At 70.1% G+C, this 24,352-nt stretch carries 20 protein-coding genes; 15 read left to right on the top strand and 5 right to left on the bottom strand.

From position 1 onward, the window contains the following. Window positions 1-3 precede the first annotated feature (3 nt). The 3 genes from BM198_RS15220 to BM198_RS15210 all read right to left on the bottom strand — a co-directional run bounded on the left by BM198_RS15220 (window position 4) and on the right by BM198_RS15210 (window position 1,788). Window positions 4-822 carry a shikimate 5-dehydrogenase gene (locus tag BM198_RS15220; protein ID WP_074971028.1) on the bottom strand — a complete coding sequence of 273 codons (819 nt, stop codon included), beginning with the start codon at window positions 820-822 and terminating at the stop codon, window positions 4-6. Window positions 823-960: 138 nt separating this feature from the next. Further along, complete coding sequence (locus BM198_RS15215; protein ID WP_044406615.1) at window positions 961-1,266, bottom strand: BolA family protein; 306 nt, start codon at window positions 1,264-1,266, stop codon at window positions 961-963. Between the two features lie 12 nt (window positions 1,267-1,278). Further along, on the bottom strand, window positions 1,279-1,788 hold the full coding sequence (locus tag BM198_RS15210; RefSeq protein ID WP_044406612.1) for a DUF2059 domain-containing protein: 510 nt from the start codon (window positions 1,786-1,788) through the stop codon (window positions 1,279-1,281). A gap of 285 nt (window positions 1,789-2,073) precedes the next feature. Here BM198_RS15210 and BM198_RS15205 point away from each other — a divergent pair, with 285 nt between their 5' ends. The 3 genes from BM198_RS15205 to BM198_RS15195 all read left to right on the top strand — a co-directional run bounded on the left by BM198_RS15205 (window position 2,074) and on the right by BM198_RS15195 (window position 5,161). After that, entirely contained in the window at window positions 2,074-3,081 is a 1,008-nt protein-coding gene (locus tag BM198_RS15205) for a DUF2804 domain-containing protein (protein WP_074971026.1), read from the top strand. A 75-nt stretch (window positions 3,082-3,156) separates the two neighbouring features. Beyond that, window positions 3,157-4,551: a class II fumarate hydratase gene (locus BM198_RS15200; RefSeq protein WP_044406606.1), complete on the top strand. Its 1,395-nt coding sequence runs from the start codon at window positions 3,157-3,159 to the stop codon at window positions 4,549-4,551. Further along, the gene (locus tag BM198_RS15195; protein ID WP_044406603.1) at window positions 4,544-5,161 is read left to right on the top strand and encodes an NAD(P)H-dependent oxidoreductase; all 618 of its coding nucleotides are present in this window, start codon (window positions 4,544-4,546) and stop codon (window positions 5,159-5,161) included. The genes BM198_RS15200 and BM198_RS15195 overlap by 8 nt, the downstream gene beginning before the upstream one ends. Here the strand turns inward: BM198_RS15195 and BM198_RS15190 are convergent. Together BM198_RS15190 and BM198_RS15185 are read right to left on the bottom strand one after the other, a co-directional pair. After that, window positions 5,158-5,973 (bottom strand): VanW family protein, encoded by an 816-nt coding sequence (locus BM198_RS15190; RefSeq protein WP_074971024.1) that lies wholly within the window; start codon window positions 5,971-5,973, stop codon window positions 5,158-5,160. The two genes, BM198_RS15195 and BM198_RS15190, sit on opposite strands and share 4 nt — an antisense overlap. A gap of 79 nt (window positions 5,974-6,052) precedes the next feature. Further along, window positions 6,053-6,934, bottom strand: a complete 882-nt coding sequence (locus BM198_RS15185; RefSeq protein WP_074971022.1) for an AraC family transcriptional regulator — start codon at window positions 6,932-6,934, stop codon at window positions 6,053-6,055. A gap of 134 nt (window positions 6,935-7,068) precedes the next feature. Here BM198_RS15185 and BM198_RS15180 point away from each other — a divergent pair, with 134 nt between their 5' ends. The 12 genes from BM198_RS15180 to BM198_RS15125 all read left to right on the top strand — a co-directional run bounded on the left by BM198_RS15180 (window position 7,069) and on the right by BM198_RS15125 (window position 24,074). Further along, window positions 7,069-8,562 carry a CoA-acylating methylmalonate-semialdehyde dehydrogenase gene (locus tag BM198_RS15180; protein WP_044406594.1) on the top strand — a complete coding sequence of 498 codons (1,494 nt, stop codon included), beginning with the start codon at window positions 7,069-7,071 and terminating at the stop codon, window positions 8,560-8,562. Window positions 8,563-8,653: 91 nt separating this feature from the next. Then, window positions 8,654-9,901, top strand: coding sequence for an ABC transporter substrate-binding protein (locus BM198_RS15175; RefSeq protein ID WP_074971020.1), 1,248 nt, complete (start codon window positions 8,654-8,656; stop codon window positions 9,899-9,901). Between the two features lie 6 nt (window positions 9,902-9,907). Next, window positions 9,908-11,071, top strand: a complete 1,164-nt coding sequence (locus tag BM198_RS15170) for an isobutyryl-CoA dehydrogenase (protein ID WP_074971018.1) — start codon at window positions 9,908-9,910, stop codon at window positions 11,069-11,071. Between the two features lie 22 nt (window positions 11,072-11,093). Beyond that, on the top strand, window positions 11,094-11,912 hold the full coding sequence (locus BM198_RS15165) for an enoyl-CoA hydratase (protein ID WP_044406587.1): 819 nt from the start codon (window positions 11,094-11,096) through the stop codon (window positions 11,910-11,912). Window positions 11,913-11,922: 10 nt separating this feature from the next. Then, window positions 11,923-13,026 carry an enoyl-CoA hydratase/isomerase family protein gene (locus BM198_RS15160; RefSeq protein WP_074971016.1) on the top strand — a complete coding sequence of 368 codons (1,104 nt, stop codon included), beginning with the start codon at window positions 11,923-11,925 and terminating at the stop codon, window positions 13,024-13,026. Between the two features lie 31 nt (window positions 13,027-13,057). Beyond that, a complete protein-coding gene (gene mmsB, locus BM198_RS15155; protein ID WP_074971014.1) occupies window positions 13,058-13,945 on the top strand; it encodes a 3-hydroxyisobutyrate dehydrogenase in 888 nt (295 codons plus the stop codon). An 85-nt stretch (window positions 13,946-14,030) separates the two neighbouring features. Further along, entirely contained in the window at window positions 14,031-15,992 is a 1,962-nt protein-coding gene (mnmC, locus tag BM198_RS15150) for a bifunctional tRNA (5-methylaminomethyl-2-thiouridine)(34)-methyltransferase MnmC2/FAD-dependent 5-carboxymethylaminomethyl-2-thiouridine(34) oxidoreductase MnmC1 (RefSeq protein WP_074971011.1), read from the top strand. A 183-nt stretch (window positions 15,993-16,175) separates the two neighbouring features. Continuing rightward, window positions 16,176-17,945 carry an N-acetylglutaminylglutamine amidotransferase gene (locus BM198_RS15145; protein ID WP_074971009.1) on the top strand — a complete coding sequence of 590 codons (1,770 nt, stop codon included), beginning with the start codon at window positions 16,176-16,178 and terminating at the stop codon, window positions 17,943-17,945. A 5-nt stretch (window positions 17,946-17,950) separates the two neighbouring features. Continuing rightward, entirely contained in the window at window positions 17,951-19,714 is a 1,764-nt protein-coding gene (gene ngg / locus BM198_RS15140) for an N-acetylglutaminylglutamine synthetase (RefSeq protein WP_074971007.1), read from the top strand. Between the two features lie 60 nt (window positions 19,715-19,774). Further along, the gene (locus BM198_RS15135; RefSeq protein WP_044406570.1) at window positions 19,775-20,968 is read left to right on the top strand and encodes an osmoprotectant NAGGN system M42 family peptidase; all 1,194 of its coding nucleotides are present in this window, start codon (window positions 19,775-19,777) and stop codon (window positions 20,966-20,968) included. 62 nt (window positions 20,969-21,030) lie between these two features. Continuing rightward, window positions 21,031-23,784 (top strand): hybrid sensor histidine kinase/response regulator, encoded by a 2,754-nt coding sequence (locus BM198_RS15130; RefSeq protein WP_074971005.1) that lies wholly within the window; start codon window positions 21,031-21,033, stop codon window positions 23,782-23,784. Between the two features lie 47 nt (window positions 23,785-23,831). Next, window positions 23,832-24,074 carry a YheU family protein gene (locus BM198_RS15125; protein WP_044406564.1) on the top strand — a complete coding sequence of 81 codons (243 nt, stop codon included), beginning with the start codon at window positions 23,832-23,834 and terminating at the stop codon, window positions 24,072-24,074. The last annotated feature ends 278 nt before the right edge of the window (window positions 24,075-24,352 follow it).

Below are 24,352 nucleotides of genomic sequence, written 5' to 3'. Positions count from 1 at the left end.
CGCTCAAGCGCGGGCCACCGCTTCCGCCTGGCGGATCTGCTCCGGCGTGGGCCGCACGCCGGTGTAGAGCACGAACTGCTCCACCGCCTGCAGCACGATGACCTCGCCCCCGGTGATCACCCGCTTGCCCAGGGAACGGGCAAGGCGGATCAGCGGCGTCTCCACCGGGATCGCCACCACATCAAAGACCACCTCGGCCGCCGCTACCTGCTCGGCGCTGAACGCCAACTGGCCGGCCTCCGGGCCGCCGTCCATGCCCAGCGGCGTGACGTTCACCAATACCTGCGCCACATGGCCCTCCGCCGAGGGCACCCAGCCGTAGCCACAGGCCTGCGCCAGTCCCTGCCCGGCCAACGCGTTGCGAGCTGCCAGGGTGCCCCCGGCGAAACCACTGTCGCGCAGGGCGACGGCCACGGCCTTGCCCATACCACCACTGCCCCGTAGCAGCAGCGTCGAGGTCGGGTCCACGGCATGGCTGCGCACCAGGCTGACTACGGCCAGGTAATCGGTGTTGTAGCCCGTCAGGTGGCCCTCGTCGTTGACGATGGTGTTCACCGAGCCGATGACCGCCGCCGATGGGTCCAGGGCATCCAGATAAGGGATGCAGGCCTCCTTGAAGGGCATCGACACCGCACAGCCCCGGATGCCCAGCGCCCGCACACCGCCGATGGCCGCCGGCAGGTCCGTGGTGGTGAAGGCCTTGTAGACGTAGTCCAGCTCCAGCAGGTCGTAGAGCGCGTTGTGGAAGCGCGTGCCGAAGTTGCCGGGGCGGCCGGACAACGACATGCACAGCCGGGTGTCCTTGCTGAGGATTCGGGCCATGAAGCCTCCTGTTTCGAGTGAAGCCAGGGCGCCGCGCCCTGAAGCACCGCCCCTGAGGGGCCGGGGCGACGCCCAAATGAAAAGGCCGGAAGCCCCGCGGATCGCTCCGGGAAACCTCCGGCCTCGTTGCGACGACCGTCAGTGGTCGTGCTTGCTGCCGCCACGGCAGGTCGGCGAATCCGGGGCCGCGCCCTGCTGCGCCCACTCCTCGGGGGTGTAGGTGTGCAGGGCCAGGGCGTGGAACTGCCCCATCAGCTCGCCCAGGGCCGCGTAGGCCTTCTGGTGGCGGCGCACCGCATTCAACCCGGCGAACACCGGGCTGACGATCACCGCCTTGTAGTGGGTTTCCTGGCCACGGCTGTGCATGTGGCTCTCGTCCAGCACGTCGAGGTGCTGGGGCTCGAGGGCCGCGAAGGCGGCCAGGATACGGTCACGCATGCTCATGGCGGGCTCCGATCACTTCTTCTTCTGATCCTTGGGTGCCAGCTCGTCGTTCATGTCCGACAGCAGCTTGTTCACTTCCGGCACGGCGGATTCCAGGCGGGACTGGGTCAGTTCGGCGGATTGCGCGGTCAGGGACGGCATCTTCTCCAGCACCTTCTTGCCCAGGGGCGATTCGTAGAAGGCGATCAGGTCCTTCAGCTCGGATTCGCTGAAGTTGGTGGTGTAGATCTTCACCAGTTCCGGCTTCAGCTTGTCCCAGCCCACGGCCTTGTCCAGGGCGGCATTGGCCTTGGCCTGGTAGCGCTCCAGGGTGGCCTTCTTGTCGGCCGGCGCGTTGGCCTTCTGGAAGTTCTGGGCAAACATCTGCTGCACCTGGGCGTACACCGGCACGGTCAGCTTGTCGGCATGGGCGAGCTTGAGGAAGCGCTCGGCATTGGCGGCATGGCTGGCGGCATCGGCAAACACCTGGCCACTGGCACAGGCCAGCACGATGGCGGAGCAAACGAGACGGAGCTTGGTCATTGGGGTTCCTTGGTATGAGCGGTACGGGCCGTGCCCGTGGGCGGGCCATTCTGCGCTCAAGCCCGGTGGGGGCTCAAGCCATGGATGCGGCCGTGCATCACGGCCAAACGCGGGTTGGGGGTGCCGTCCGTCCAGGGTCCGGCGCGGGCACTTGCCGGCTGCCAGTGCGCTGGGCATCCTTGCGCCCCACCGATGACAACACCGTGAACGGCACCCCAGCTTGGGCCGCCGTGTGCGCGTAATGTTCCCCGCCCCACGGAAGACAGCTGCCCACAGGGACCCTGAATGACCCGCCCCATCCCGGCCCCCGCCGAACGACAGCCCCTGTGCGACGCCCGTGGCCGCCTGGAGCCATCGGCCATCGGCTGGTCCGAGCGACCACAGCTGGATTGCGCCATCCCCGGGCACTTCGGCCGGCGCAAGCGCTGGAACCACTGGTGCATCACCACCCCCGGCTGGATGCTCTCCGTCACCCTCGCCGACCTCGACTACATCGGCTACTGCGCCGCCTACTTCCTCGACCTGGAAACCGGCCGCGCCGTGACCCACTCCCAGCTGCGCGCCCTCGCCCACGGCTGCCACCTGCCCGATGTGCCGGTGGCCAGCCACGGCTTCGAGCACCCGCGCCTGCACCTGCAGGTGGACGAACTCCCCGGCCGCGCCCGCATCAGCGTCGCCGTGCCGGACATCGGCGGCCAGCCGCTGCAGGCGACCCTCGACGTGCAGCGCCCGGCGCACCTGGACTCGGTCAACCTGGTCGCCCCCTTCGCCAACGGCGGCTTCCACGCCAGCACCCGCCAACTCGGCCTGCCGGTCACCGGCAGCCTGCGCCTGGGTCGCCGGCAGTACCCGTGCATGCCGGGGCAGAGCTTCGCCGCCCTCGACTTCGGCCGGGGCGTCTGGCCGCTGAACAGCCACTGGACCCGCGCCGCCTTCGCCACCGTCGGCGGTATCGCCGGCAACTTCGGTGCGGGCTGGACGGACGCCAGTGGCGAGACGGAGAACGCCCTGTGGTTCGGTGGCGAACTGTCGCGCCTCAACGGTCCGGTGCACCTCCGGCAAGGCCCGGAGAACGGCCTGTCCCCCTGGCAGCTGAGCAGCGACTGCGAGCGCGTGCGCCTCACCTTCACCCCGCGCCAGCTGCACCAGGCCAACCCGCGCCTGGGCCCGCTCTACGCCGACACACGCCAGTGGTTCGGGCGCTTCGACGGGGTGCTGCTCAGCCCCACGGGCGAGCGCGTCCCCGTGGACAACGCCCTGGGCTGGGTAGGCCATACCCGCGCGCGCTGGTAATCCATCCCCCAGGCGTTGAACCCAAGGGCTCCGGCGCGGCCTAAACTGCGGAAAAACCGAACCTGGAGCCGCGCAATGAGCCGAACCGAAACCGACAGCCTGGGCCCCGTCAGCGTCGCCGAAGACGCCTACTGGGGCGCCCAGACCCAGCGCTCGCTGGAAAACTTCGCCATCGGCGAGGAACGCATGCCCCTCCCCGTGGTGCATGCCCTGGCCCTGGTGAAGAAGGCCGCCGCCCGGGTCAACGGCCGCAATGGCGGCATCAGCCCGGACATCGCCCGCCTGATCGAACAGGCCGCCGACGAAGTCCTCGCCCACCAGCACGACGACCAGTTCCCCCTGGTGGTGTGGCAGACCGGCAGCGGCACCCAGAGCAACATGAACGTCAACGAAGTGATCGCCGGCCGCGCCAACGAACTGGCCGGCGGCCCACGGGGCGGCAAGAGCCCGGTGCACCCCAACGACCACGTCAACCACGCCCAGAGTTCCAACGACAGCTTCCCCACCGCCATGCACATCGCCGTGGCCCAGGCCATCCACCGCGACCTGCTGCCGGCGCTGGCCGAGCTGACCGGCGGCCTGGCCGAGCAGGCCGCGCGTCATGCCCGCCTGGTGAAGACCGGGCGCACCCACCTGATGGACGCCACGCCCATCACCTTCGGCCAGGAGCTATCCGCCTTCGTCGCCCAGCTGGACTACGCCGAGCGCGCCATCCGCAATGCCCTGCCAGCGGTCTACCAACTGGCCCAGGGCGGCACCGCCGTCGGCACCGGGCTCAATGCCCCCCACGGTTTCGCCGAAGCCATGGCGGCGGAACTGGCGGCACTGGCCGGGCTGCCCTTCGTCTCCGCGCCCAACAAGTTCGCTGCCCTCGCCGGGCACGAGCCGCTGGTGGCCCTCTCCGGCGCACTCAAGACCCTCGCCGTGGCCCTGATGAAGATCGCCAACGACCTGCGCCTGCTGGGTTCCGGCCCCCGGGGCGGCCTGGCGGAAGTCAGGCTGCCGGCCAACGAGCCGGGCAGCTCGATCATGCCCGGCAAGGTCAACCCGACCCAGTGCGAGGCGCTCTCCATGCTCGCCTGCCAGGTGATCGGCAACGACACCACCATCAGCCTCGCCGCCAGCCACGGGCACCTGCAGCTCAACGTGTTCAAGCCGGTGATCGCCCACAACATCCTGCAGTCCATCCGCCTGCTGGCCGATGGCTCACGCAACTTCCAGCGCCACTGCGTGGCCGGCATGGAGCCCGACGCCGCGCGCATGGCCGAGCACCTGGAGCGCGGTCTGATGCTGGTGACCGCCCTCAACCCCCACATCGGCTACGACAAGGCCGCGCAGATCGCCAAGAAGGCCTACGCCGAAGGCACCACCCTGCGTGAAGCGGCGCTGGCCCTCGGGCTGGTGAGCGAAGCCGACTTCGACGCCTGGGTACGCCCGGAAACCATGCTGGAGGCCGGCCAGCATGGTTGACTCCGCCAAGCACGGTGCCACCCCGCTGGAAGGCGACGGCAAGCGCATCCTGATGATCCTCGGCTCGCCCAAGGACAACAGCCTGTGCGGCGCCCTGGGCGACGCCTATGCCCAGGGCGCCCGTGGCGAAGGCCATGTGGTGCGGGTGCTAAAGCTCAGCGAGATGGCCTTCGACCCGGTGCTGCGCCAGGGCTACGACCAGAACCAGCCCCTGGAGCCGGACCTGCTCGAAGCCCAGCGGCAGATCCACTGGGCCCAGCACCTGGTGTTCGTCTACCCGGTCTGGTGGGGCGGCGTGCCGGCCCTGCTCAAGGGCTTCCTCGACCGCGTGCTGCTGCCCGGCTTCGCCTTCCGCTACCGGGGCCCGCGCAGCTGGGACAAGCTGCTGCAGGGCCGCACCGCCGACCTGCTGGTGACCCTCGACACGCCACCCTGGTACTTCCGCTGGGTCTACGGCGCCCCCGGGCACCGGCAGATGAAGCGCACCATCCTCGGCTTCTGCGGCATCCGCACCCGCCACCTGGCGGAGTTCGCCCCGGTGCGTACCTCCACCGAGGAGCAGCGCCAAGCCTGGCTGCGCCGCGCCGAAACCCTGGGCGCCCGCCCCTAGCCGGGCTCCAGCAGTGCCTCGTCCACCGCGTACTTCACCCGTACGCGGTTGCGATAGAGGCACTCGCTGGCCACCAGCCGTCCCTCCTGGCCCTTCTCGCGCACATCCCGCCAGATCTCGTTGAGGCGCAGCACCTCGCTCCCCTCGCGGATGAAGCGGTGCCCGCGCTGGTAGACGTGGTAGCGGAACGGCCGGGGCGCCGCGCACAGCAGCAACCCCTCCAGTTGGTGCTCGGCCACCTTCAGCGACAGCTGGAAGGCCTGGTCGGTGGGGTTGTGCAGCACCAGGTCGATGTAGTTGTAGAAGATCGCCGCCCCGGAGCCGAACGGCAGCACCCGCCCCTCGTCCGGGAAGGGGTCGAAACTGTGGTTGGCCCGCTCCACCACCCGCAGCGGCGAGTGCAGCGCCATCCAGTGGATCAGGTTGCTCAACTGGCACACCCCGCCGCCAATGCCGGAACGCGCCTCGCCGAACGACAGCTCCATGCCCTCGACGAACCCGCGCCGTGCCGTGGGCCGGCCGAGCAACTGGCAGAAGGAGAAATACTCCCCCGGGCCGATCACCACCCCGTCCATGCACGCCACCGCCAGGCGCAGGTTGATCACCTTGTTGTGCTGCAGCGCCAGGTCGCTGTCGCCCAGCCGGCGGATCAGCTTGGACGTGTGGCGGATGTAGCGGTACGGCAGGCGCGCATCCGCTACCCGCCCCAACCGCCGGGACGACAGGCGCCAGTAGAGCCCACGCGCCAGGCGCCGCTGCCAGACGCGCAACGCGTAGAGCCAGGGGTGATAGAGGGAAAGCGGTTTGCGCATGGGAAGGGTCCGGGGCCGGGGCGCGCATTATGCCGCGCCGCCTGCCCGGTTTCAGGCACCGGGCCACACCCAGGGCCCGTCACCCCAGGTGCAGCGCCCGGTAATGGCTGGGCGCCATGCCCACCACCTTGCGGAACAGGCGGGAGAAGTAATAGGCGTCCTCGTAGCCCAGCTGCTCGGCGATCTGCCGCACCCCCAGGGTGCCCTCGTCCAGCAGGCGGCAGGCGTGGGCCATCTTCAGCTGGATGAAATCCTGGATCGGCGCGTGGCCGGTCAGGGCACGGTAGGTCTTGGCGAAGTGGAAGCGCGAGAGCTTGAACTGCGCCGCCAACTGGTCGAGGTTCAGCTGCTCGTGCAGGTGCGCACGCATCACCGCCTGCACCGCGTCCACGTCCAGCACCCGCCCGGACTTGAGAAAACCCCGCGCCGGCAGCACCGCCAGCGACGTCAGCAGCGCCTGCAACTGGTGGGCCGCATGCACATGGTGCCTGGGGTTCAGGCCCTGCTTGCGCAGCCCCAGCAGCCCGTCGAAGTCCGCCAGCAGGCGCGGCTGGGCACCGATGCGACGCAGGCCCGGTTCGCCGAGAAAGCGCAGGAAATCCGCAGCCAGCTCCCCCTCGAAGTGCACCCAGTAGATGCTCCACGGGCGCTGCAGGTCGGCGCCATAGGCGTGCATGCGGCCCTTGGGCAGCACCAGCAGGTCCCCGCCTGCCACGTCGAATCGTCCATCCCCGGTCTCCAGCCAGCCTTGCCCGGCACGGCAGTAGATCAGCAGGTGGTCGTCCGGGGCCAGGCGCAGCATGCGGTGCCCCGCGGCGTCCGGGTAATAGCCCAGCGCCAGCGGGTAGCAGCCGGCGGCCAAGGGGTGGCGGGCCAGCAAGCGACGCAGGCGGGGCGGCGTGATCAGGCGGATGCCATCGGCCGGCAGCGGCCAGTTGGAGGTTTCCACGGAGCGGCTCATGGTTGTTCTTGTGGTGGCCAGCAATGCCAAGATCGTCCATCCCAGCGCCAAGATCGTCAATCCACAAGCGCCCGGCGCCCCGCTATAAACGGCACACAGAACAACAAAGGGCCCGAGGACGGGCGGAGGCAAGCATGAGCAGGACGATTCCCCAGCTGATCGATGGCCAATGGCGCGAGAGCCGCGCCCGCGAGCTGATCGAAGTCACCGATCCCGCCACCCAGGCCGTGCTGGCACTGGCGCCCCGCGCCACCGCCGAGGAGATCGAAGCCGCCGTGGCCAGCGCCCGCGACGCCTTCCTCACCTGGCGCGAAGTCCCCGTCCCGGAACGTGCCCGCCTGATGCTGCGCTACCAGCACCTGCTCAAGGAGCACCACGACGAACTGGCCGAGCTGCTGGCCAGCGAGACCGGCAAGACCTTCGCCGACGCCAAGGGCGACGTCTGGCGCGGCATCGAGGTGGCCGAGCACGCCGCCAACGTGGCCAGCCTGATGATGGGCGAGACGGTGGAGAACGTTGCCCGCGAGATCGACACCGCCAGCTGGATCCAGCCTTTGGGCGTGTGCGTCGGCATCACCCCCTTCAACTTCCCGGCGATGATCCCGCTGTGGATGTTTCCTCTGGCCATCGCCTGCGGCAACACCTTCATCCTCAAGCCCTCCGAGCAGGACCCGCTGACCCCCAACCGCCTCGCCGAGCTGTTCCTCGAAGCCGGCGCGCCCAAGGGCGTGCTGCAGGTGCTGCACGGCGGCCGCGAACAGGTGGATGCCCTGCTCACCCACCCCGAGGTGCGCGCCATCTCCTTCGTCGGCTCGGTGCCGGTCGGCCAGCACGTGTACCGCACCGGCACCGCGCACATGAAGCGCGTGCAGGCCTTCGCCGGGGCCAAGAACCACATGGTGATCCTCCCCGATGCCAACAAGGAACAGACCCTGAGCAACCTCATCGGCGCCAGCTGCGGCGCCGCCGGCCAGCGCTGCATGGCCATCAGCGTCGCCGTCTTCGTCGGCCAGGCGCGGGAATGGATCGGCGAACTGGCCGAGCAGATGGCCCAGCTGCGCCCCGGCCACTGGAGCGACCCCCAGGCCGCCTACGGCCCGCTGATCAGCCAGCAGGCCCGCCAGCGCGTGCTGCGGCTGATCGCCGAGGGCAAGGCCGAAGGCGCCGAATGCCTGCTCGACGGCTCCCACTGCGAAGTGCCCGGCTACCCCGACGGCAACTGGCTCGGCCCCACCTTGTTCCGCGGCGTCACCCCGCGCATGGGCCTGTACCGCGAGGAAATCTTCGGCCCGGTGCTGGCCTGCGTGGAGGTGGACACCCTCGACGAGGCCATCGCCCTGGTCAACGCCAGCCCCTACGGCAACGGCACCAGCCTGTTCACCCGCTCCGGCGGCGCCGCGCGGCACTTCCAGCACGCCGTGGAAGTGGGCCAGGTGGGCATCAACGTACCCATCCCGGTGCCGCTGCCGTTCTTCTCCTTCACCGGCTGGAAGGGTTCCTTCTACGGCGACCTGCACGCCTACGGCAAGCAGGCGGTGCGCTTCTACACCGAGACCAAGACCGTCACCACCCGGTGGTTCGACGACAGCCCGGTGAGCGGCCCGAACATGACCATCCAGCTAAAGTGACTCGGACGGGTCTCTGTTAGACGAAAAGAGAATCTCAACCCACCCGGGACCGGCGTAAAAGGTTCCTCCACAACAACAAGGAGGAACCCCCATGCGCCGTTTGACTGCCACCCTGGCCCTCTGGGCCGGGATCACCGCCTGTGCGCAGGCTGCCGAGCCCATCACCCTCGGCCTCAACTACCCGCGCACCGGCTCGTACAAGGAAGAGGGACTGGCCCAGATGCGAGGCGCGTTGCTGGCCATCGACGAGATCAACGCAGCGGGCGGCGTGCTCGGCCGCACCCTGCGGCTGTCCGCCAAGGACACCGCCTCACGCCCGGAAAAGGCCGTGAAGAACGTCGACAAGCTCGCCGACGAAGGCGCCGCCATGCTCTTCGGCGGCGCCTCCAGCGCGGTGGCCATCGCCTCCGGCGAACGGGCCCGCGAGCGCGGCCTGCTGTACTTCGGCACCCTCACCTACTCCAACGACACCACCGGCAAGAACGGCCACCGCTACCTGTTCCGCGAGTGCAACAACGCCTGGATGAGCGCCGGCGTGCTGGGCCAGTACCTGAGCAAGACCCTGCCCGGCAAACGCTACTTCTACGTCACCGCCGACTACACCTGGGGGCAGACCACCGAAGCCTCGCTGCGCAAGGCCACCAACAGCCAGGACAGCGCCGGCCACCCCGGCGTGCGCGTGCCCTTCCCCGGCGCCCGCCTCAGTGACTACCGCGACGCCCTCGCCCAGGCCGCCGCCAGCGACGCCCAGGTGCTGGCCCTGGTGCTGTTCGGCGAAGACCTGGTGCGCGCCATGCGCATCGCCCGCGACCTGGGCCTGACCGAGCGCATGCAGATCGTCGCGCCCAACCTCACCCAGAGCATCGTCGAGCAGGCTGGCCCCGACCTCATGCAGGGCGTGATCGGCACCGAACCCTGGACATGGCGCGTCCCCGCCCTGGAGAAGTCCGAACGCGGCCAGGCCTTCGTCGAAGCGTTCAAGACCCGCTACGGCATGTACCCCTCCAGCTCCGCCGCCTCGGCCTACAGCATCGTCCAGCAATGGGCCGATGCCGCGCGCCGCAGCAACAGCCTCGACAGCGAAGCCCTGATCAAGGCCCTCGAAGGCCACCGCTACAGCCTGCTCAAGGGCGAGCAGCAGTGGCGCGCCTTCGACCACCAGAACCTGCAGACGGTCTACGCCGTCCGGGTCAAGCACCGCGACGAGGTGTTCAAGGACCCGCTCAAGCAGGACTACTTCGAGATCGTCGACCGCCTCGACGCCAGCGCCGCGCTTCCCAGCGAAGCCGACTGGCAGGCCGAACGGCGGGCCGCCGGCAAACCCCCGACCCTGCAGTGAGACGCCATGGATTTCGACCTCAGCGATGAACAACGCCTGCTGACCGACAGCGCCCGCGCCTTCGCCGCGCGGGAGCTGGCCCCCCACGCCGCCGACTGGGACCGCGAGCACCACTTCCCGGTGGAGGTCATCCGCCGGGCCGCCGAACAGGGCTACCTGGGGCTGTACATCGCCGAGGACGACGGCGGCCTCGGGCTCTCGCGGCTCTCCGCCGCGCTGATCTTCGAGCAACTGGCCGCCGGCTGCGTGGCCACCACCGCCTACCTCACCATCCACAACATGGCCACCTGGATGCTCGCCTCCTTCGGCGACGCCGCGCTCAAGGCCCAGTGGCTGCCGGGCCTGCTGGACGGCCGGCTGCTGGCCTCCTACTGCCTCACCGAGCCCGACACCGGCTCCGACGCCGCCCACCTGCGCACCCGCGCCCGGCGCGACGGCGAGCACTATGTGCTGGACGGCAGCAAGTGCTTCATCTCCGGCGCCGGCAGCACCCAGGTGCTGATCGTCATGGCGCGCACCGGCGAAGACGGCGCCAAGGGCATCTCCTGCTTCCTGGTGCCGGCCGACGCCGAAGGCATCCGCTACGGCCGCAACGAAGACAAGATGGGCTGGCGCGCCCAGCCCACCCGCACCATCGCCTTCGACGGCGTGCGCATCCCCGCCAGCCACCGCATCGGCCCCGAGGGCGAAGGGTTCGTCTACGCCATGAAGGGCCTCGACGGCGGCCGCCTGAACATCGCCAGCTGCTCCCTCGGCGCCGCCCAGGCCGCGCTGGAACAGAGCCTGCGCTACGTCGAGGAGCGCCGGCAGTTCGGCAAGCCCCTGGCCAGCTTCCAGGCCCTGCAGTTCAAGCTCGCCGATATGCTCACCGACCTCACCGCCAGCCGGCAGATGGTGCGCCTGGCCGCCCACCGCCTGGACCAGCGCCACCCCGAGGCCAGCCTCTACTGCGCCATGGCCAAGCGCTTCGCCACCGACCAGTGCTTCGAGGTGTGCAACCAGGCCCTGCAACTTCATGGCGGCTACGGCTATCTGAACGACTACCCTCTGGAGCGCTGGGTGCGCGACACCCGCGTGCACCAGATCCTCGAAGGCACCAACGAGATCATGCGCGTCATCACGGCGCGCCGTTTACTGGAACAGGGCGGCACACTCGACCGCCTGCTATGACGAATGCGTTAAGGAGATGCACATGAGCACCGCAGTCGAACCCTACAAGACCGGCGTCTTCGACCTCACCCACAAGCTCACCGTGGAGAAGCACGGCCACACCGCCCTACTCACCATCAACAACCCGCCGGCCAACACCTGGGACCGCGAATCCCTCATCGGCCTCAAGCAACTGGTGGAGCACCTCAACCGCGACGACGCCATCTACGCCCTGGTGGTGACCGGTCAGGGGCCCAAGTTCTTCAGCGCCGGCGCCGACCTAAACATGTTCGCCGACGGCGACAAGGCCCGCGCCCGGGAAATGGCCCGGCGCTTCGGCGAAGCCTTCGAAGCCCTGCGCGACTTCCGTGGCGTGTCCATCGCCGCCATCAACGGCTACGCCATGGGCGGCGGCCTAGAGTGCGCCCTGGCCTGCGACATCCGCATCGCCGAGCGCCATGCGCAGATGGCCCTGCCCGAGGCCACCGTCGGCCTGCTGCCCTGCGCCGGCGGCACCCAGGCACTGTCCTGGCTGGTGGGCGAAGGCTGGGCCAAGCGCATGATCCTCTGCGGCGAGCGCATCGACGCCGACACCGCCCAGCGCATCGGCCTGGTGGAGCAGGTGGTGGACAGCGGCGAAGCCCGTGGCACCGCCCTGCTGCTGGCGGCCAAGGTCGCCCGCCAGAGCCCGGTGGCGGTGCGCACCATCAAGCCGCTGATCCAGGGCGCCCGCGAACGCGCCCCGAACACCTGGCTGCCCGAGGAGCGCGAGCGCTTCGTCGACCTGTTCGACGCCGAGGACACCCGCGAAGGCGTCAACGCCTTCCTCGAAAAGCGCGAACCCAAGTGGCGCAACCAGTGAGAGCGATGCCATGAACGTGAAATTCGAAGAGCGCCACGGCCGCGACGGCGCGCGCATCGGCATCGCCACCCTGGACGCCGAGGCCAGCCTCAACGCCCTCAGCCTGCCGATGATCGAAGCGCTGGAATCCCGCCTCGACGCCTGGGCCAACGACCCGGACCTGGTCTGCGTGCTGCTGCGCGGCAGCGGGCCCAAGGCCTTCTGCGCCGGCGGCGACGTGCGCCGGCTGGCGGAAGCCTGCCGCGAGCACCCCGGCGAAGTGCCACCGCTGGCGGCGCGCTTCTTCGCCGACGAATACCGCCTCGACCACCGCCTGCACACCTACCCCAAGCCGCTCATCTGCTGGGCCCACGGCCACGTGCTGGGCGGCGGCATGGGCCTGATGCAGGGCGCGGCGATCCGCATCGTCACCCCCTCCAGCCGGCTGGGCATGCCGGAGGTGAACATCGGCCTCTACCCCGACGTCGGCGGCAGCTGGTTCCTCGCCCGCCTGCCCGGGCGCCTGGGCCTGTTCCTCGGCCTCACCGCCAGCGGCATCAACGCCCGTGACGCGCTGGACCTGGGCCTGGCCGACCGCTTCCTGCTGGACGACCAGCAGGACGCCCTGCTGGACGGCCTCGCCCAGCTCAACTGGCGCGAACACAGCGGCGCCCAGCTCACCAGCCTGCTGCGGGCCCTGGAAGCCGGCGCCCGCCCGCAGCTGCCCGAAGCCCAGTGGCTGCCGCGCCGGGCCCGCCTCGATGACCTGCTGGACGTGGCCGAACTGCCCGCCGCCTGGCACGCCATCGCCGCCCTGCAGCATGACGAAGATGCCCTGCTGGCCCGCGCCGCCCGCACCCTGGTCGCCGGCTGCCCGCTCACCGGGCACCTGGTCTGGGAGCAGATCCGCCGCGCCCGCCACCGCTCCCTGGCCGAGGTGTTCCGCATGGAATACGCCATGAGCCTGAACTGCTGCCGCCACCCGGAATTCCCCGAAGGCGTGCGCGCCCGCCTGATCGACAAGGACAACGCCCCGCGCTGGCACTGGCCGAGCGTGGACAGCGTGCCGCGCAACGTGATCGAAGCCCACTTCGAGCCCACCTGGGAGGGCGATCACCCCCTGGCGGACCTCTAACCCCCTCCCACGCGACCCAAGGAGCACGACAATGACAACAATCGCCTTCATCGGTCTCGGCAACATGGGCCTGCCCATGGCCCGCAACCTCATCAAGGGCGGCCATGCGCTGCAGGTCTTCGACCTGGTCCGCGCCGCCATGGATCAACTGGTGACCGAAGGGGCCAAGGCCGCCGTGGATGCCCGGGATGCCGTCCAGGGCGCCGAGGTGGTGGTCAGCATGCTGCCCGCCAGCCACCACGTCGAAGGCCTCTACCTGGGCGACGACGGCCTGCTGGCCAGGCTGCCCGCCGGCACCCTGGTGCTGGAGTGCTCCACCATCGCCCCCGAGGCCGCCCGGCGCGTGCATGCCGCCGCCCATGAACGCGGAATCGCCCTGCTCGATGCGCCGGTCTCCGGCGGCACCGCCGGCGCCGCCGCCGGCACCCTCACCTTCATGATCGGCGGCGAGGCCGAGGCCCTGGAGCGGGCCCGCCCGCTGCTGGCGCTGATGGGGCGCAACCTGTTCCACGCCGGCCCGGCCGGCGCCGGCCAGGTGGCCAAGGTGTGCAACAACCAGGTGCTCGCCGTGCAGATGATCGCCACCGCCGAAGCCATGGCCCTCGGCGTCGCCAACCAGCTCGACCCCGCCGTGCTGGCCGAGATCATGCGCCAGAGCTCCGGCGGCAACTGGGTGCTGGAGCGCTACAACCCCTGGCCGGGTGTGATGCCCAACGCCCCCGCCAGCAACGGCTACCAGGGCGGCTTCATGGCCGAACTGATGGCCAAGGACCTCGGCCTGGCCCAGGAGGCCGCCGGCCGCAGCGCCAGCAGCACCCCCATGGGCGCCCTGGCGCTGCAGCTCTACCGCCTGCTGCTCAAGCAGGGCAAGGGCCGCCAGGACTTCTCCGTGGTGCAGCAGCTGTTCGCCCCGGAGTGATGTCGAGGCAGGCGTCGACCTGCCGCAGCGCACCGCGCCGATGCGATCGGCTACCATGCGCGCTTCGTTACAACCGGGGCGCCCCATGTCCGACTTCCATCACGCCCTGCTCGACTGGGACGAGCAGGGTCAGCCACTGTCCCGCGAGTTCGGCGACGTCTACTTCTCCCCCGAATCCGGCATGGCCGAGACCCGCCATGTATTCCTCGACGGCAACCAGCTGCCGGAGCGCTTCGCCGCGCTGCCCGAGGGCGGTCGCCTGGTCATCGGCGAGACCGGCTTCGGCACCGGCCTGAACTTCCTCTGCGCCTGGCAGCTGTTCCGCGAGCAGGCCCCGGCCAGCGCCCGCCTGCACTTCGTCAGCGTGGAGAAATTCCCCCTCGCCCATGCCGACCTGGCACGCGCCCTGGCGCTGTGGCCGTCCCTTGCCCCCCTCGGCGATGAACTGCTGCAGCAGTACCGCGCCATCAACCCCGGCTTCCAGCGCCTGCTGCTGGACGGCGGCCGCGTGGTGCTGACCCTGCTGGTGGGCGACGCCCTGGAATGCCTGCCGCAACTGGACGCGCGCATCGACGCCTGGTTCCTCGACGGCTTCGCACCGGCCAAGAACCCGCAGATGTGGTCGCCCGAGCTGTTCACCCAGCTCGCCCGCCTCAGCGCACCCGGCGCCACACTGGCCACCTTCACCAGCGCCGGCTTCGTCCGTCGCGGCCTCCAGGCGGTGGGCTTCGACATCAAGCGCACCCCAGGCTTCGGAAAGAAGTGGCACATGACCCGGGGCCGCTACAACGCCGCGCCGGTCGCCGCCGAACGCCCCTGGTACGCCCGCCCGCCGGCCCACCAGGGACCGCGCCGCGCGCTGGTGATCGGCGGCGGGCTGGCCGGCTGCGCCAGTGCGACCAGCCTGGCCGCGCGCGGCTGGCAGGTCACCCTGCTGGAGCGCCACGCCGGCCTGGCCGAGGAAGCCTCCGGCAACCCCCAAGGCGTGCTCTACCTCAAGCTGTCGGCCCACGGCACAGCCCTGTCGCGGCTCATCGTCAGCGGTTTCGGGCACACCCGGCGCCTGCTCGAACACCTGCAGGCCAATGAGGACTGGCAAGCCTGCGGCGTGCTGCAGCTGGCCTTCGAAGACAAGGAGCGCGAACGCCAGGCTGCCCTCGCCCGGGCCTTCCCCAGCGGGCTGCTGCGCGCGCTGGACCAGGCCGAGGCACAAGCCCTGGCCGGCATCGCCCTCCCCGCTGGCGGCCTGTTCTACCCCGAGGCCGGCTGGGTCCACCCGCCAGCGCTGTGCCGCTGGCTCGCCGCCCAACCGGGCATCGAACACGCCCTGCACCGGGAAGCCCTGGAGCTGGTGCGCCAGGACGGCACCTGGCAGGCCCGCGCCGGAGACGCCGTGCTGGCCGAGGCGCCCGTGGTGGTGCTGGCCGGTGCTGCCGAAGTGCTGCGCTTCCCGCAGACCACCGGCATGCCGCTCAAGCGCATCCGCGGGCAGATCACCCGCCTGCCCGCCACCCCCGCCAGCGCCGCGCTGGCCACGGTGGTCTGCGCCGAGGGCTATGTCGCCCCGGTGCGCCACGGCGAGCACACCCTCGGCGCCAGCTTCGACTTCCACAGCCAGGACCTGGCCCCCACCGCCGCCGAACACGCCGGCAACCTCGACCTGCTGCGGGAAATCTCCACCGACCTCGGCACCCGCCTGCACGTCGACCAACTGGACCCGGAGCAGCTCCAGGGCCGCGCCGCCTTCCGCTGCACCACCCCGGACTACCTGCCCCTGGTGGGCCCCCTGTGCGACGCCGACGCCTTCGCCGAGGCCTACGCCGTCCTCGCCCGCGACGCCCGCCAGGTGCCGGACACCCCCGCCCCCTGGCTCGACGGGCTCTACCTCAACAGCGGCCACGGCTCCCGCGGCCTGATCACCGCCCCCCTGGCCGGCGAACTGCTCGCCGCCTGGCTCGACGACGAACCCCTGCCCCTCCCCCGCGACGTCGCCGAAGCCTGCCACCCCAACCGCTTCCTGCTGCGCCGGTTGATCAGGGGGCAATGACGCCCCCGCGTTCCCGCCCGTCCCGTTCCGCCTTCGCCCCGATGCGCCGCCCCGGCCATCGGCGCGAGGGTTCGTGCCTGCCCGTTTATAACCAATCGATCTGAACCGATCGCACATACCCCTGTCGGACCTCTATGCACCCTCGCGGTGCACCCTCCCCAACGGACACACCGGTAAGGAACTATGTGCGGCATTTCTGGAGAACTACGTTTCGATAACCGACCCGCCGACCTGGCTGCGGTCGAACGCATCACCCACCACATGGCCCCGCGCGGGCCGGATGCCTGGGGCTTCCACAGCCAGGGACCGGTCGCCCTCGGCCACCGTCGGCTGAAGATCATGGACCTGTCCGACGGCTCCGCCCAACCCATGGTCGAGCCCGATCTGGGGCTGGCCATCAGCTTCAACGGCGCGATCTACAACTTTCCCGAGCTGCGCGAAGAGCTGCAGGCGCAGGGCTACCACTTCCGCTCCAGCGGCGACACCGAGGTGCTGGCCAAGGCCTGGCATGCCTGGGGCAAGGACATGCTGCCGCGCCTCAACGGCATGTTCGCCCTGGCGATCTGGGAGCCCGGCAGCCAGCGCCTGTTCCTCGCCCGCGACCGCCTCGGCATCAAGCCGCTGTACCTATCCTGCACCGGCGAGCGCCTGCGCTTCGCCTCCAGCCTCCCGGCCCTGCTCAAGGGCGGCGACATCGACGGCAGCCTCGACCCCGAGGCGCTGAACCACTACCTCAGCTTCCACGCCGTGGTACCGGCGCCGCGCACCCTGGTCAAGGGCATCGAGAAGCTGCCGCCCGCCACCTGGCTGATGGTCGACGCCCAGGGCAACCGCGACCAGGCCACCTGGTGGAGCCTCGCCTACGGCCACGATGCCGACGAGGCCGGGCTGGAACTGGCGGACTGGCGCGACCGCCTGCTGGCGAGCCTGCGCGAGGCCGTGTCCATCCGCCAACGCGCCGCCCGCGACGTCGGCGTGCTGCTCTCGGGCGGGGTGGATTCCAGCCTGCTGGTGGGCCTGCTGGCCGAAGCCGGCGTGAAGGACCTGCTGACCTTCTCCATCGGCTTCCAGGACGCCGGGGGCGAGCGCGGCGACGAGTTCGAGTACTCCGACCTCATCGCCCGCCACTACGGCACCCGCCACCACCAGTTGCGCATCGGCGAGCACGAGATCATCGAGCAGTTGCCGGCGGCCTTCCGCGCCATGAGCGAGCCGATGGTCAGCCATGACTGCATCGCCTTCTACCTGCTTTCCCGCGAGGTGTCCCGGCACTGCAAGGTGGTGCAGAGCGGCCAGGGTGCGGATGAACTGTTCGGCGGCTACCACTGGTACCCGCCGCTGGTGGACAGCCGCGATCCGTTCGCCACCTACCGCAACGCCTTCTTCGACCGTAGCCACGCCGAGTACCGCGACACGGTGATGCCGGCCTGGCAGACCGGCGACCTGGCCGGCGAGTTCGTCCGCGAACACTTCGCCCGCCCCGGCGCCGACGACCCGGTGGACAAGGCCTTGCGCCTGGACAGCACCGTGATGCTGGTGGACGACCCGGTGAAGCGGGTCGACAACATGACCATGGCCTGGGGCCTGGAAGCCCGCGTGCCGTTCCTCGACTACCGCGTGGCCGAGCTGTCGGCACGCATCCCGTCGCGCTTCAAGCTGGGCGACGGCGGCAAGCAGGTGCTCAAGGAGGTGGCCCGCCAGGTCATCCCCCACGCCGTGATCGACCGGCCCAAGGGCTACTTCCCGGTGCCCGGCCTCAAGCACCTGCAGGGCCGCACCCGCGACTGGGTTCGCGAGCTGCTGCTGGAAGGCGGCAACGACCGCGGGCTGTTCAACCGCGCCAGCCTGGAACGGCTGCTGGCCCACCCCGAGGAGGACCTCACCCCGCTGCGCGGCTCGCGCCTGTGGCAACTGGCGGCCCTCAACCTCTGGCTCAACGAACAGGGAATCTGAACGACATGAAAGCCCACACCGGCCAGCCCTACCTGCACAGCCAGCGCCTGATGCGCGGCCAGGCCCCCTCCTACGAGCGCCTGCAGGCACGCCTGGCGGAAGAACACCAGACGCCCCCGGAAGACCCGGTGCAGATGCTGCACTGCGGCTGGGGCCGCCTGCTGCTCGGCCACACCTATGCCGACCCGGCCAGCCTGGCCCGGGAGCTGCTGGCGGAAAGCCCCGGCGAGCGCGACATCGCCCTCTACGTCGCCGCGCCCCAGCAGGTGCTGGCCCAGGCACCGCAGCAGCTGTTCCTCGACCCCTCCGACACCCTGCGCCTGTGGTTCACCGACTACCGCCCGGCGCGCCGCGCCTTCCGTGGCTTCCGCATCCGCCGGGCCCACAGCGACGAGGACTGGCAGGCCATCAACCAGCTCTACCGCAGCCGCGGCATGCTCCCCGTGGACCCGGCCGCCATCACCCCGCGCCACCTGGGCGGTCCGGTCTACTGGCTGGCGGAGGACTCCGCCAGCGGCCAGGTGGTGGGCAGCGTGATGGGCCTCAACCACCGCAAGGCCTTCCACGACCCGGAAGGCGGCTCCAGCCTCTGGTGCCTGGCCGTGGACCCGCAATGCGCCCGCCCCGGCGTGGGCGAGGCGCTGGTGCGGCACCTGGTGGAGCACTTCATGAGCCGGGGCCTGGCCTACCTGGATCTCTCGGTGCTGCACGACAACCGCCAGGCCAAGGCGCTCTACGCCAAGCTCGGCTTCCGTGACCTGCCCACCTTCGCCATCAAGCGCAAGAACGGCATCAACCAGCCGCTGTTCCTCGGCCCCGGCCCGGAGCAGACCCTCAACCCCTACGCCCGCATCATCGTCGACGAGGCCCACCGGCGCGGCATCGAGGTGCGCGTGGACGATGCCGCCGCCGGCCTCTTCACCCTCAGCCAGGGTGGCCGCAGCGTGCGTTGCCGCGAGTCGCTGTCGGACCTGACCAGCGCCGTGAGCATGACCCTCTGCCAGGACAAGACCCTCACCCACCGCGCCCTCGCCCGCGCCGGCCTCAACCTCCCCGCCCAGCGCCTGGCCGGCAGCCGCGAGGAGAACGCCGCGTTCCTCGCCGAGCACGGCACCCTGGTGGTCAAGCCGGTGGATGGCGAACAGGGCCAGGGCGTCGCCGTCGGCCTGCGCCGCATCGAGGACGTCGAAGCCGCCATCGCCGAAGCCCGTCGCTACGACAGCCGCGTGCTGTTGGAAAGCTGCCACGAAGGGATGGACCTGCGCATCGTGGTGATCGGCTTCGAGGTGGTGGCCGCCGCCCTGCGCCGCCCGGCCGAAGTGGTCGGCGACGGCCAGCGCAGCATCCGCACCCTGATCCAAGCCCAGAGCCGCCGACGCCAGGCCGCCACCGGCGGCGAGAGCCGCATCCCGCTGGACGCGGAGACCGAGCGCACCCTGCGCGACGCCGGGCACGGCTACGACGACGTGCTGCCCGCCGGCCAGCGCCTGGCCGTGCGCCGCACCGCCAACCTGCACACCGGCGGCACCCTGGAGGACGTCACCGGCGTGCTCCACCCGACCCTGGCCGATGCCGCCCTGCGCGCCGCCCGCGCGCTGGACATCCCCGTGGTGGGGCTGGACCTGCTGGTGCCCGCCGCCGACCAGCCCGACTACGTCTTCATCGAAGCCAACGAACGGGTCGGCCTGGCCAACCACCAGCCGCAACCCACCGCCGAACGCTTCGTCGACCTGCTGTTCCCGCTCAGCCGCCAACCGGGCACCCCCTGATCGTGCCGGGCGCAGGCCCCCACCGGCGCCCCGGCCCGCATGCCCCACAGAGGAGCCACCATGAGCCAGACCCTTCCCGATCCCGACCTCGCCTACCTGCAGAAGGTGCTGCTGGAGATGCTCGCCATCCCCAGCCCCACCGGTTTCACCGACACCATCGTGCGCTACGTCGCCGAACGCCTGGATGAGCTGGGCATCCCCTTCGAACTGACCCGCCGGGGCACCATCCGCGCCACCCTCGCCGGCCGCCAGAACAGCCCCGACCGCGCCGTGGCCGCGCACCTGGACACCATCGGCGCCATCGTCCGCCAGGTGAAGGACAACGGCCGCCTGGCCCTCGCCCCGGTGGGCTGCTGGTCCAGCCGCTTCGCCGAGGGCAGCCGGGTCAGCGTGTTCACCGAAACCGGGGTGATCCGCGGCAGCGTGCTGCCGCTGCTGGCCTCCGGCCACGCCTTCAACACCGAGGTGGACAGCATGCCCATCAGTTGGGACCACGTGGAGCTGCGTCTGGACGCCTACAGCTCGACCCGCGCCGACTGCGAGTCCCTGGGGGTGTCCATCGGTGATTTCGTCGCCTTCGACCCACTGCCGGAGTTCACCGAGAGCGGCCACATCAGCGCCCGCCACCTGGACGACAAGGCCGGCGTCGCCGCCCTGCTCACCGCCCTCAAGGGCATCCGCGAGGCGCGGCTGGTGCCGCCCATCGACTGCCACCCGCTGTTCACCATCACCGAGGAGATCGGCTCCGGGTCCGCCGGTGCCCTGCCCTGGGACGTCAGCGAATTCGTCGGCATCGACATCGCCCCCGTCGCGCCCGGCCAGCACTCCAGCGAACACGCCGTCAGCGTCGCCATGCAGGACTCCTCCGGCCCCTACGACTACCACCTCTCCCGGCACCTGCTGAAGCTGGCCGAGCAGAACGCCGTGGCAGTTCGTCGCGACCTGTTCCGCTACTACCACAGCGACGCGCAGTCGGCGATCGCCGCCGGCCACGACACCCGCGCCGCCCTCCTGGCCTTCGGCTGCGACGCCACCCACGGCTACGAGCGCACCCACATCGACAGCCTGGAGGCCATGGCCCGCCTGCTCGGCGCCTACCTCATGAGCCCGCCGGTGTTCGCCAGCGACGCCAACACCGCGCAGCACTCCCTGGAGCCGTTCAGCCACCAGCTGGAGCACAGCGCGCAGATGGAGAACGACACCCGCGTACCGACGGTCGGCAGCCTCCTCGGCAAGGGCGAAAACGACGCTTGAAGGCCATCGCGCATACGGGCAAAGTGCCAGGCCACGGGCGATAACAACTACGAGGTCAACGGATGCCTCGCCTCTGTCTGGCGCTTCTGCTCCTGTGCGTCATCGGACCGGTCTGGGCGCTGCAGGGCGCCCCCCTCGACCGTGATGAACTACGCCTGTCCCTGAGCCCCTTCGCCGCCTATGTCGAAGACCCCGACGGCAGCCTCGGCGCCGAGCGGGTGCGCCAGCTGCCCGACGAGGCCTTCACCCCCGTCCACGGCGAGCACGCCAACCTGGGCAAGAACGCCTCGGTGTGGTGGTTCAAGGTCCGCCTGGTCAACAGCCGCCCCCACCCGGTGGCCGGCTACCTGGAAGTCAACTACCCGCTGCTGGACCACATCCGCCTCTACGTCTACGGCCCCGACGGCCGTGTCAGCGAGCAGGAAACCGGCGACAGCTTCGCCTTCGCCCAGCGCCCGGTGCAGGTGCGCAACTTCTGGTTCCCCCTGGAGGTGCAGCCGGGGGTCAGCACCGTGCTGCTGCGGGTGGAGAGCACCAGCACGCTGTTCCTGCCGCTGTTCTTCAGCACCTACGGCGCCAGCGCCGCCGCCCAGGAGAACTTCATGGGGTTCAACGGCGCCTTCTACGGCGTGCTGTTCGCCATGTTCTTCTACAACCTGTTCCTCTACCTCTCGCTGCGCGAGTCCGCCTACCTCTGGTACCTGGCCTACAACCTCAACGTCGGCCTGCTCGCCGCCTGCTTCGACGGCATGCTGTTCAAGCTGCTGCCCGAACACGTCGCGCTGCAGTCGGTGAGCATCTACATCCTCATGTACCTGCACTGCCTCACGGCCGTGCAGTTCAGCCGCCACTTCCTCCACGCCCGCGCCTACTTCCCGCGCCTGGACAACTGCCTGCGCGGCGCCATGCTGTTCACCCTGCTGGCCTTCGCCTCCGCCCCGCTGGTGGGCCTGGCGGCCTGGAACATCCTCGCCAGCCTCACCGTCTCGGCGGTGTCCCTGCTGCTGCTGGCCACCGGCGTCTACGTCTGGCGGCGCGGTGTGCGCTACGGCTCCTACTACACCCTGGCCTGGGGGATCATGCTGTTCGCCTTCATCCAGGCCACCACCGGCTCCCTGGGCGTGGAGGTGCTGGGCATCTTCGGCGCCACGGCGGTGAAGATCGGCGTCACCATCGAACTGATCACCCTCTCCATCGGCCTCGCCGACCGCATCAACACCCTCAAGGAAGAAGGCTACCGCTCGCGCCAGGCCGCCGAGCAGGCCCACGTCGAGAGCCGCGCCAAGAGCCGCTTCCTGGCCAAGATGAGCCACGAGATCCGCACCCCGCTCAACGGCGTGCTGGGCATGTTGCACCTGCTGAAGGAAACCTCGCTGGACCGTACCCAGCGCTTCTACGTCGACACCATCTCCAGCTCGGGGACCGCGCTCATGGCCGTGATCAACGACATCCTCGACTACGCCCGCATCGAGTCCGGCAAGCTGACCCTGGAGCACATCGAGTTCGACCTGGAGCAACTGGTCTCCGACGCCCTCAGCCTGTTCACCGCCCAGGCCCTGGACAAGCGCCTGCGCCTCTACGTCAGCCTGGAGAACGGCGTACCCCGGCGGGTCCAGGGCGACCCCACGCGGCTCAAGCAGATCCTCATGAACCTGCTGAGCAACGCCCTCAAGTTCACCGCCGAAGGCCACGTCGCCCTCAACGTCAGCCGCCGCAACAACAGCCTGGGCGAACCGCGCCTGGTGTTCGCCATCAGCGACAGCGGCATCGGCATCCGCACCGAATCCCTTTCCCAGCTGTTCGACTCCTTCGCCCAGGGCGACTCCAGCACCACCCGCCGCTACGGCGGCAGCGGCCTGGGCCTGGCCATCAGCAAGGAACTGGTGGAGATGATGGGCGGCCGCATCGAAGTGCAGAGCACCCCCGGCCAGGGCACCCGGTTCTCCTTCGACCTGCCCCTGCAGGCCGTGGAGGAAACCGACGAGCTGCCGGCCCTGCTGAACGGCCGCACCGCCCTGCTCACCTCCCTCGACGGCCTCGGCCTCGACACCCTCGGCCGCCTGCTGGGCCGCTGGGGCATGCGCACCGAGCGCTGCCAGGACCCGGAGCGCCTGCGGGACTACCTGGAAGACTTCGCCGTGCCGCCGCTGCTGGTGCTCATGGCGCCCTGGCCAGGCAGCGTCACCCATTGGCTCGACAGCCTGCGACCCAGCCTCGCCAAGGGACAGCGCGTGCTGCTGCTGTGCCCGCCCGAACAGTGCCAGAACCTGCCCCCCAGTGAGGGCCTGCACCTGCTGGCCATGGCCCAGCCGCTGGCGGTGCTGCCGCTGCGCCAGGCCCTGCTCGACCTGTACCGCGAACAACCGGCCACGCCGGCGCCCGCACCGGCACCGCAGCACCCCGAGGCGGACCGCGCGCCCTGCGTGATGGTGGCCGAGGACAACCCGGTGAACCAGCTGGTGGTCCAGGGCTTCCTCAAGCGCCAGGGCTACCGGGTGCGCACCGTGGCCAACGGCGTGGCCGCCGTGGCCGAGTACGAGCGCGACCCGCAGGGCATCTCGCTGATCCTGATGGACTGCGAAATGCCGGAGATGGACGGCTTCGAGGCCACCCGCCGCATCCGCGTGCTGGAGCGCAACCGCCACCTGGCCCCGGTGCCCATCGTCGCCCTCACCGCGCACATCTTCGACGAACACCGCGAAGCCGGCGCCGCCGCTGGCATGGACGACTTCCTCGGCAAGCCCCTCGACGCCCACCAGCTCTACACCACCCTGGACCGCCACCTGGCGCGCCAGCGCGTGGAAGACGAGAGCTGAACGCCCGCAGGTGCTACGATCGCGCCCCCGCTCCACGAGGCCCGCCCATGCTCATCCCCCACCACCTGCTGGAACCCGAGACCCTGACCCGGCTGATCGAGGACTTCGTCACCCGCGACGGCACCGACAACGGCGACGAGACCCCGCTCGACACCCGCGTCGCCCGCGTGCGCAAGGCCCTGGAAAAGAAGCAGGCGGTCATCCTCTTCGACCCCGACAGCCAGCAATGCCAGCTGATGCTGCGCAGCGAAGTGCCCAGGGAACTGCTGGTGGAAGACGAGGACGAGTGATGCGCCGGCTCAACCACCTCTCCCCGGGCTGAAGCCGATCACGGGCGTGCGGCCAGGAGCACCCGTAGCCTGGGCTTCAGCCCAGGGCCGCACCGATGCCCCCGGCGAAGTGCCAAGCCAGTTATCGAGTTTTGCGGGTGTTTTCTGTTTCGCCTTCCCAGGCGAGTCCCTTTTCCAATCGTTTGTACGGACCGGAGACATAGCTGACGGGTGTGCGGAGACATGGTTGACACTTTCCGGCAAGCCAGCCTTGCCGGGTCACCACCATGCCTTGGAAC

It is taken from the genome of Metapseudomonas otitidis (genome assembly GCF_900111835.1).
Lineage (GTDB): Bacteria > Pseudomonadota > Gammaproteobacteria > Pseudomonadales > Pseudomonadaceae > Metapseudomonas > Metapseudomonas otitidis.
This window is presented reverse-complemented; position numbering and strand designations above follow the sequence as displayed.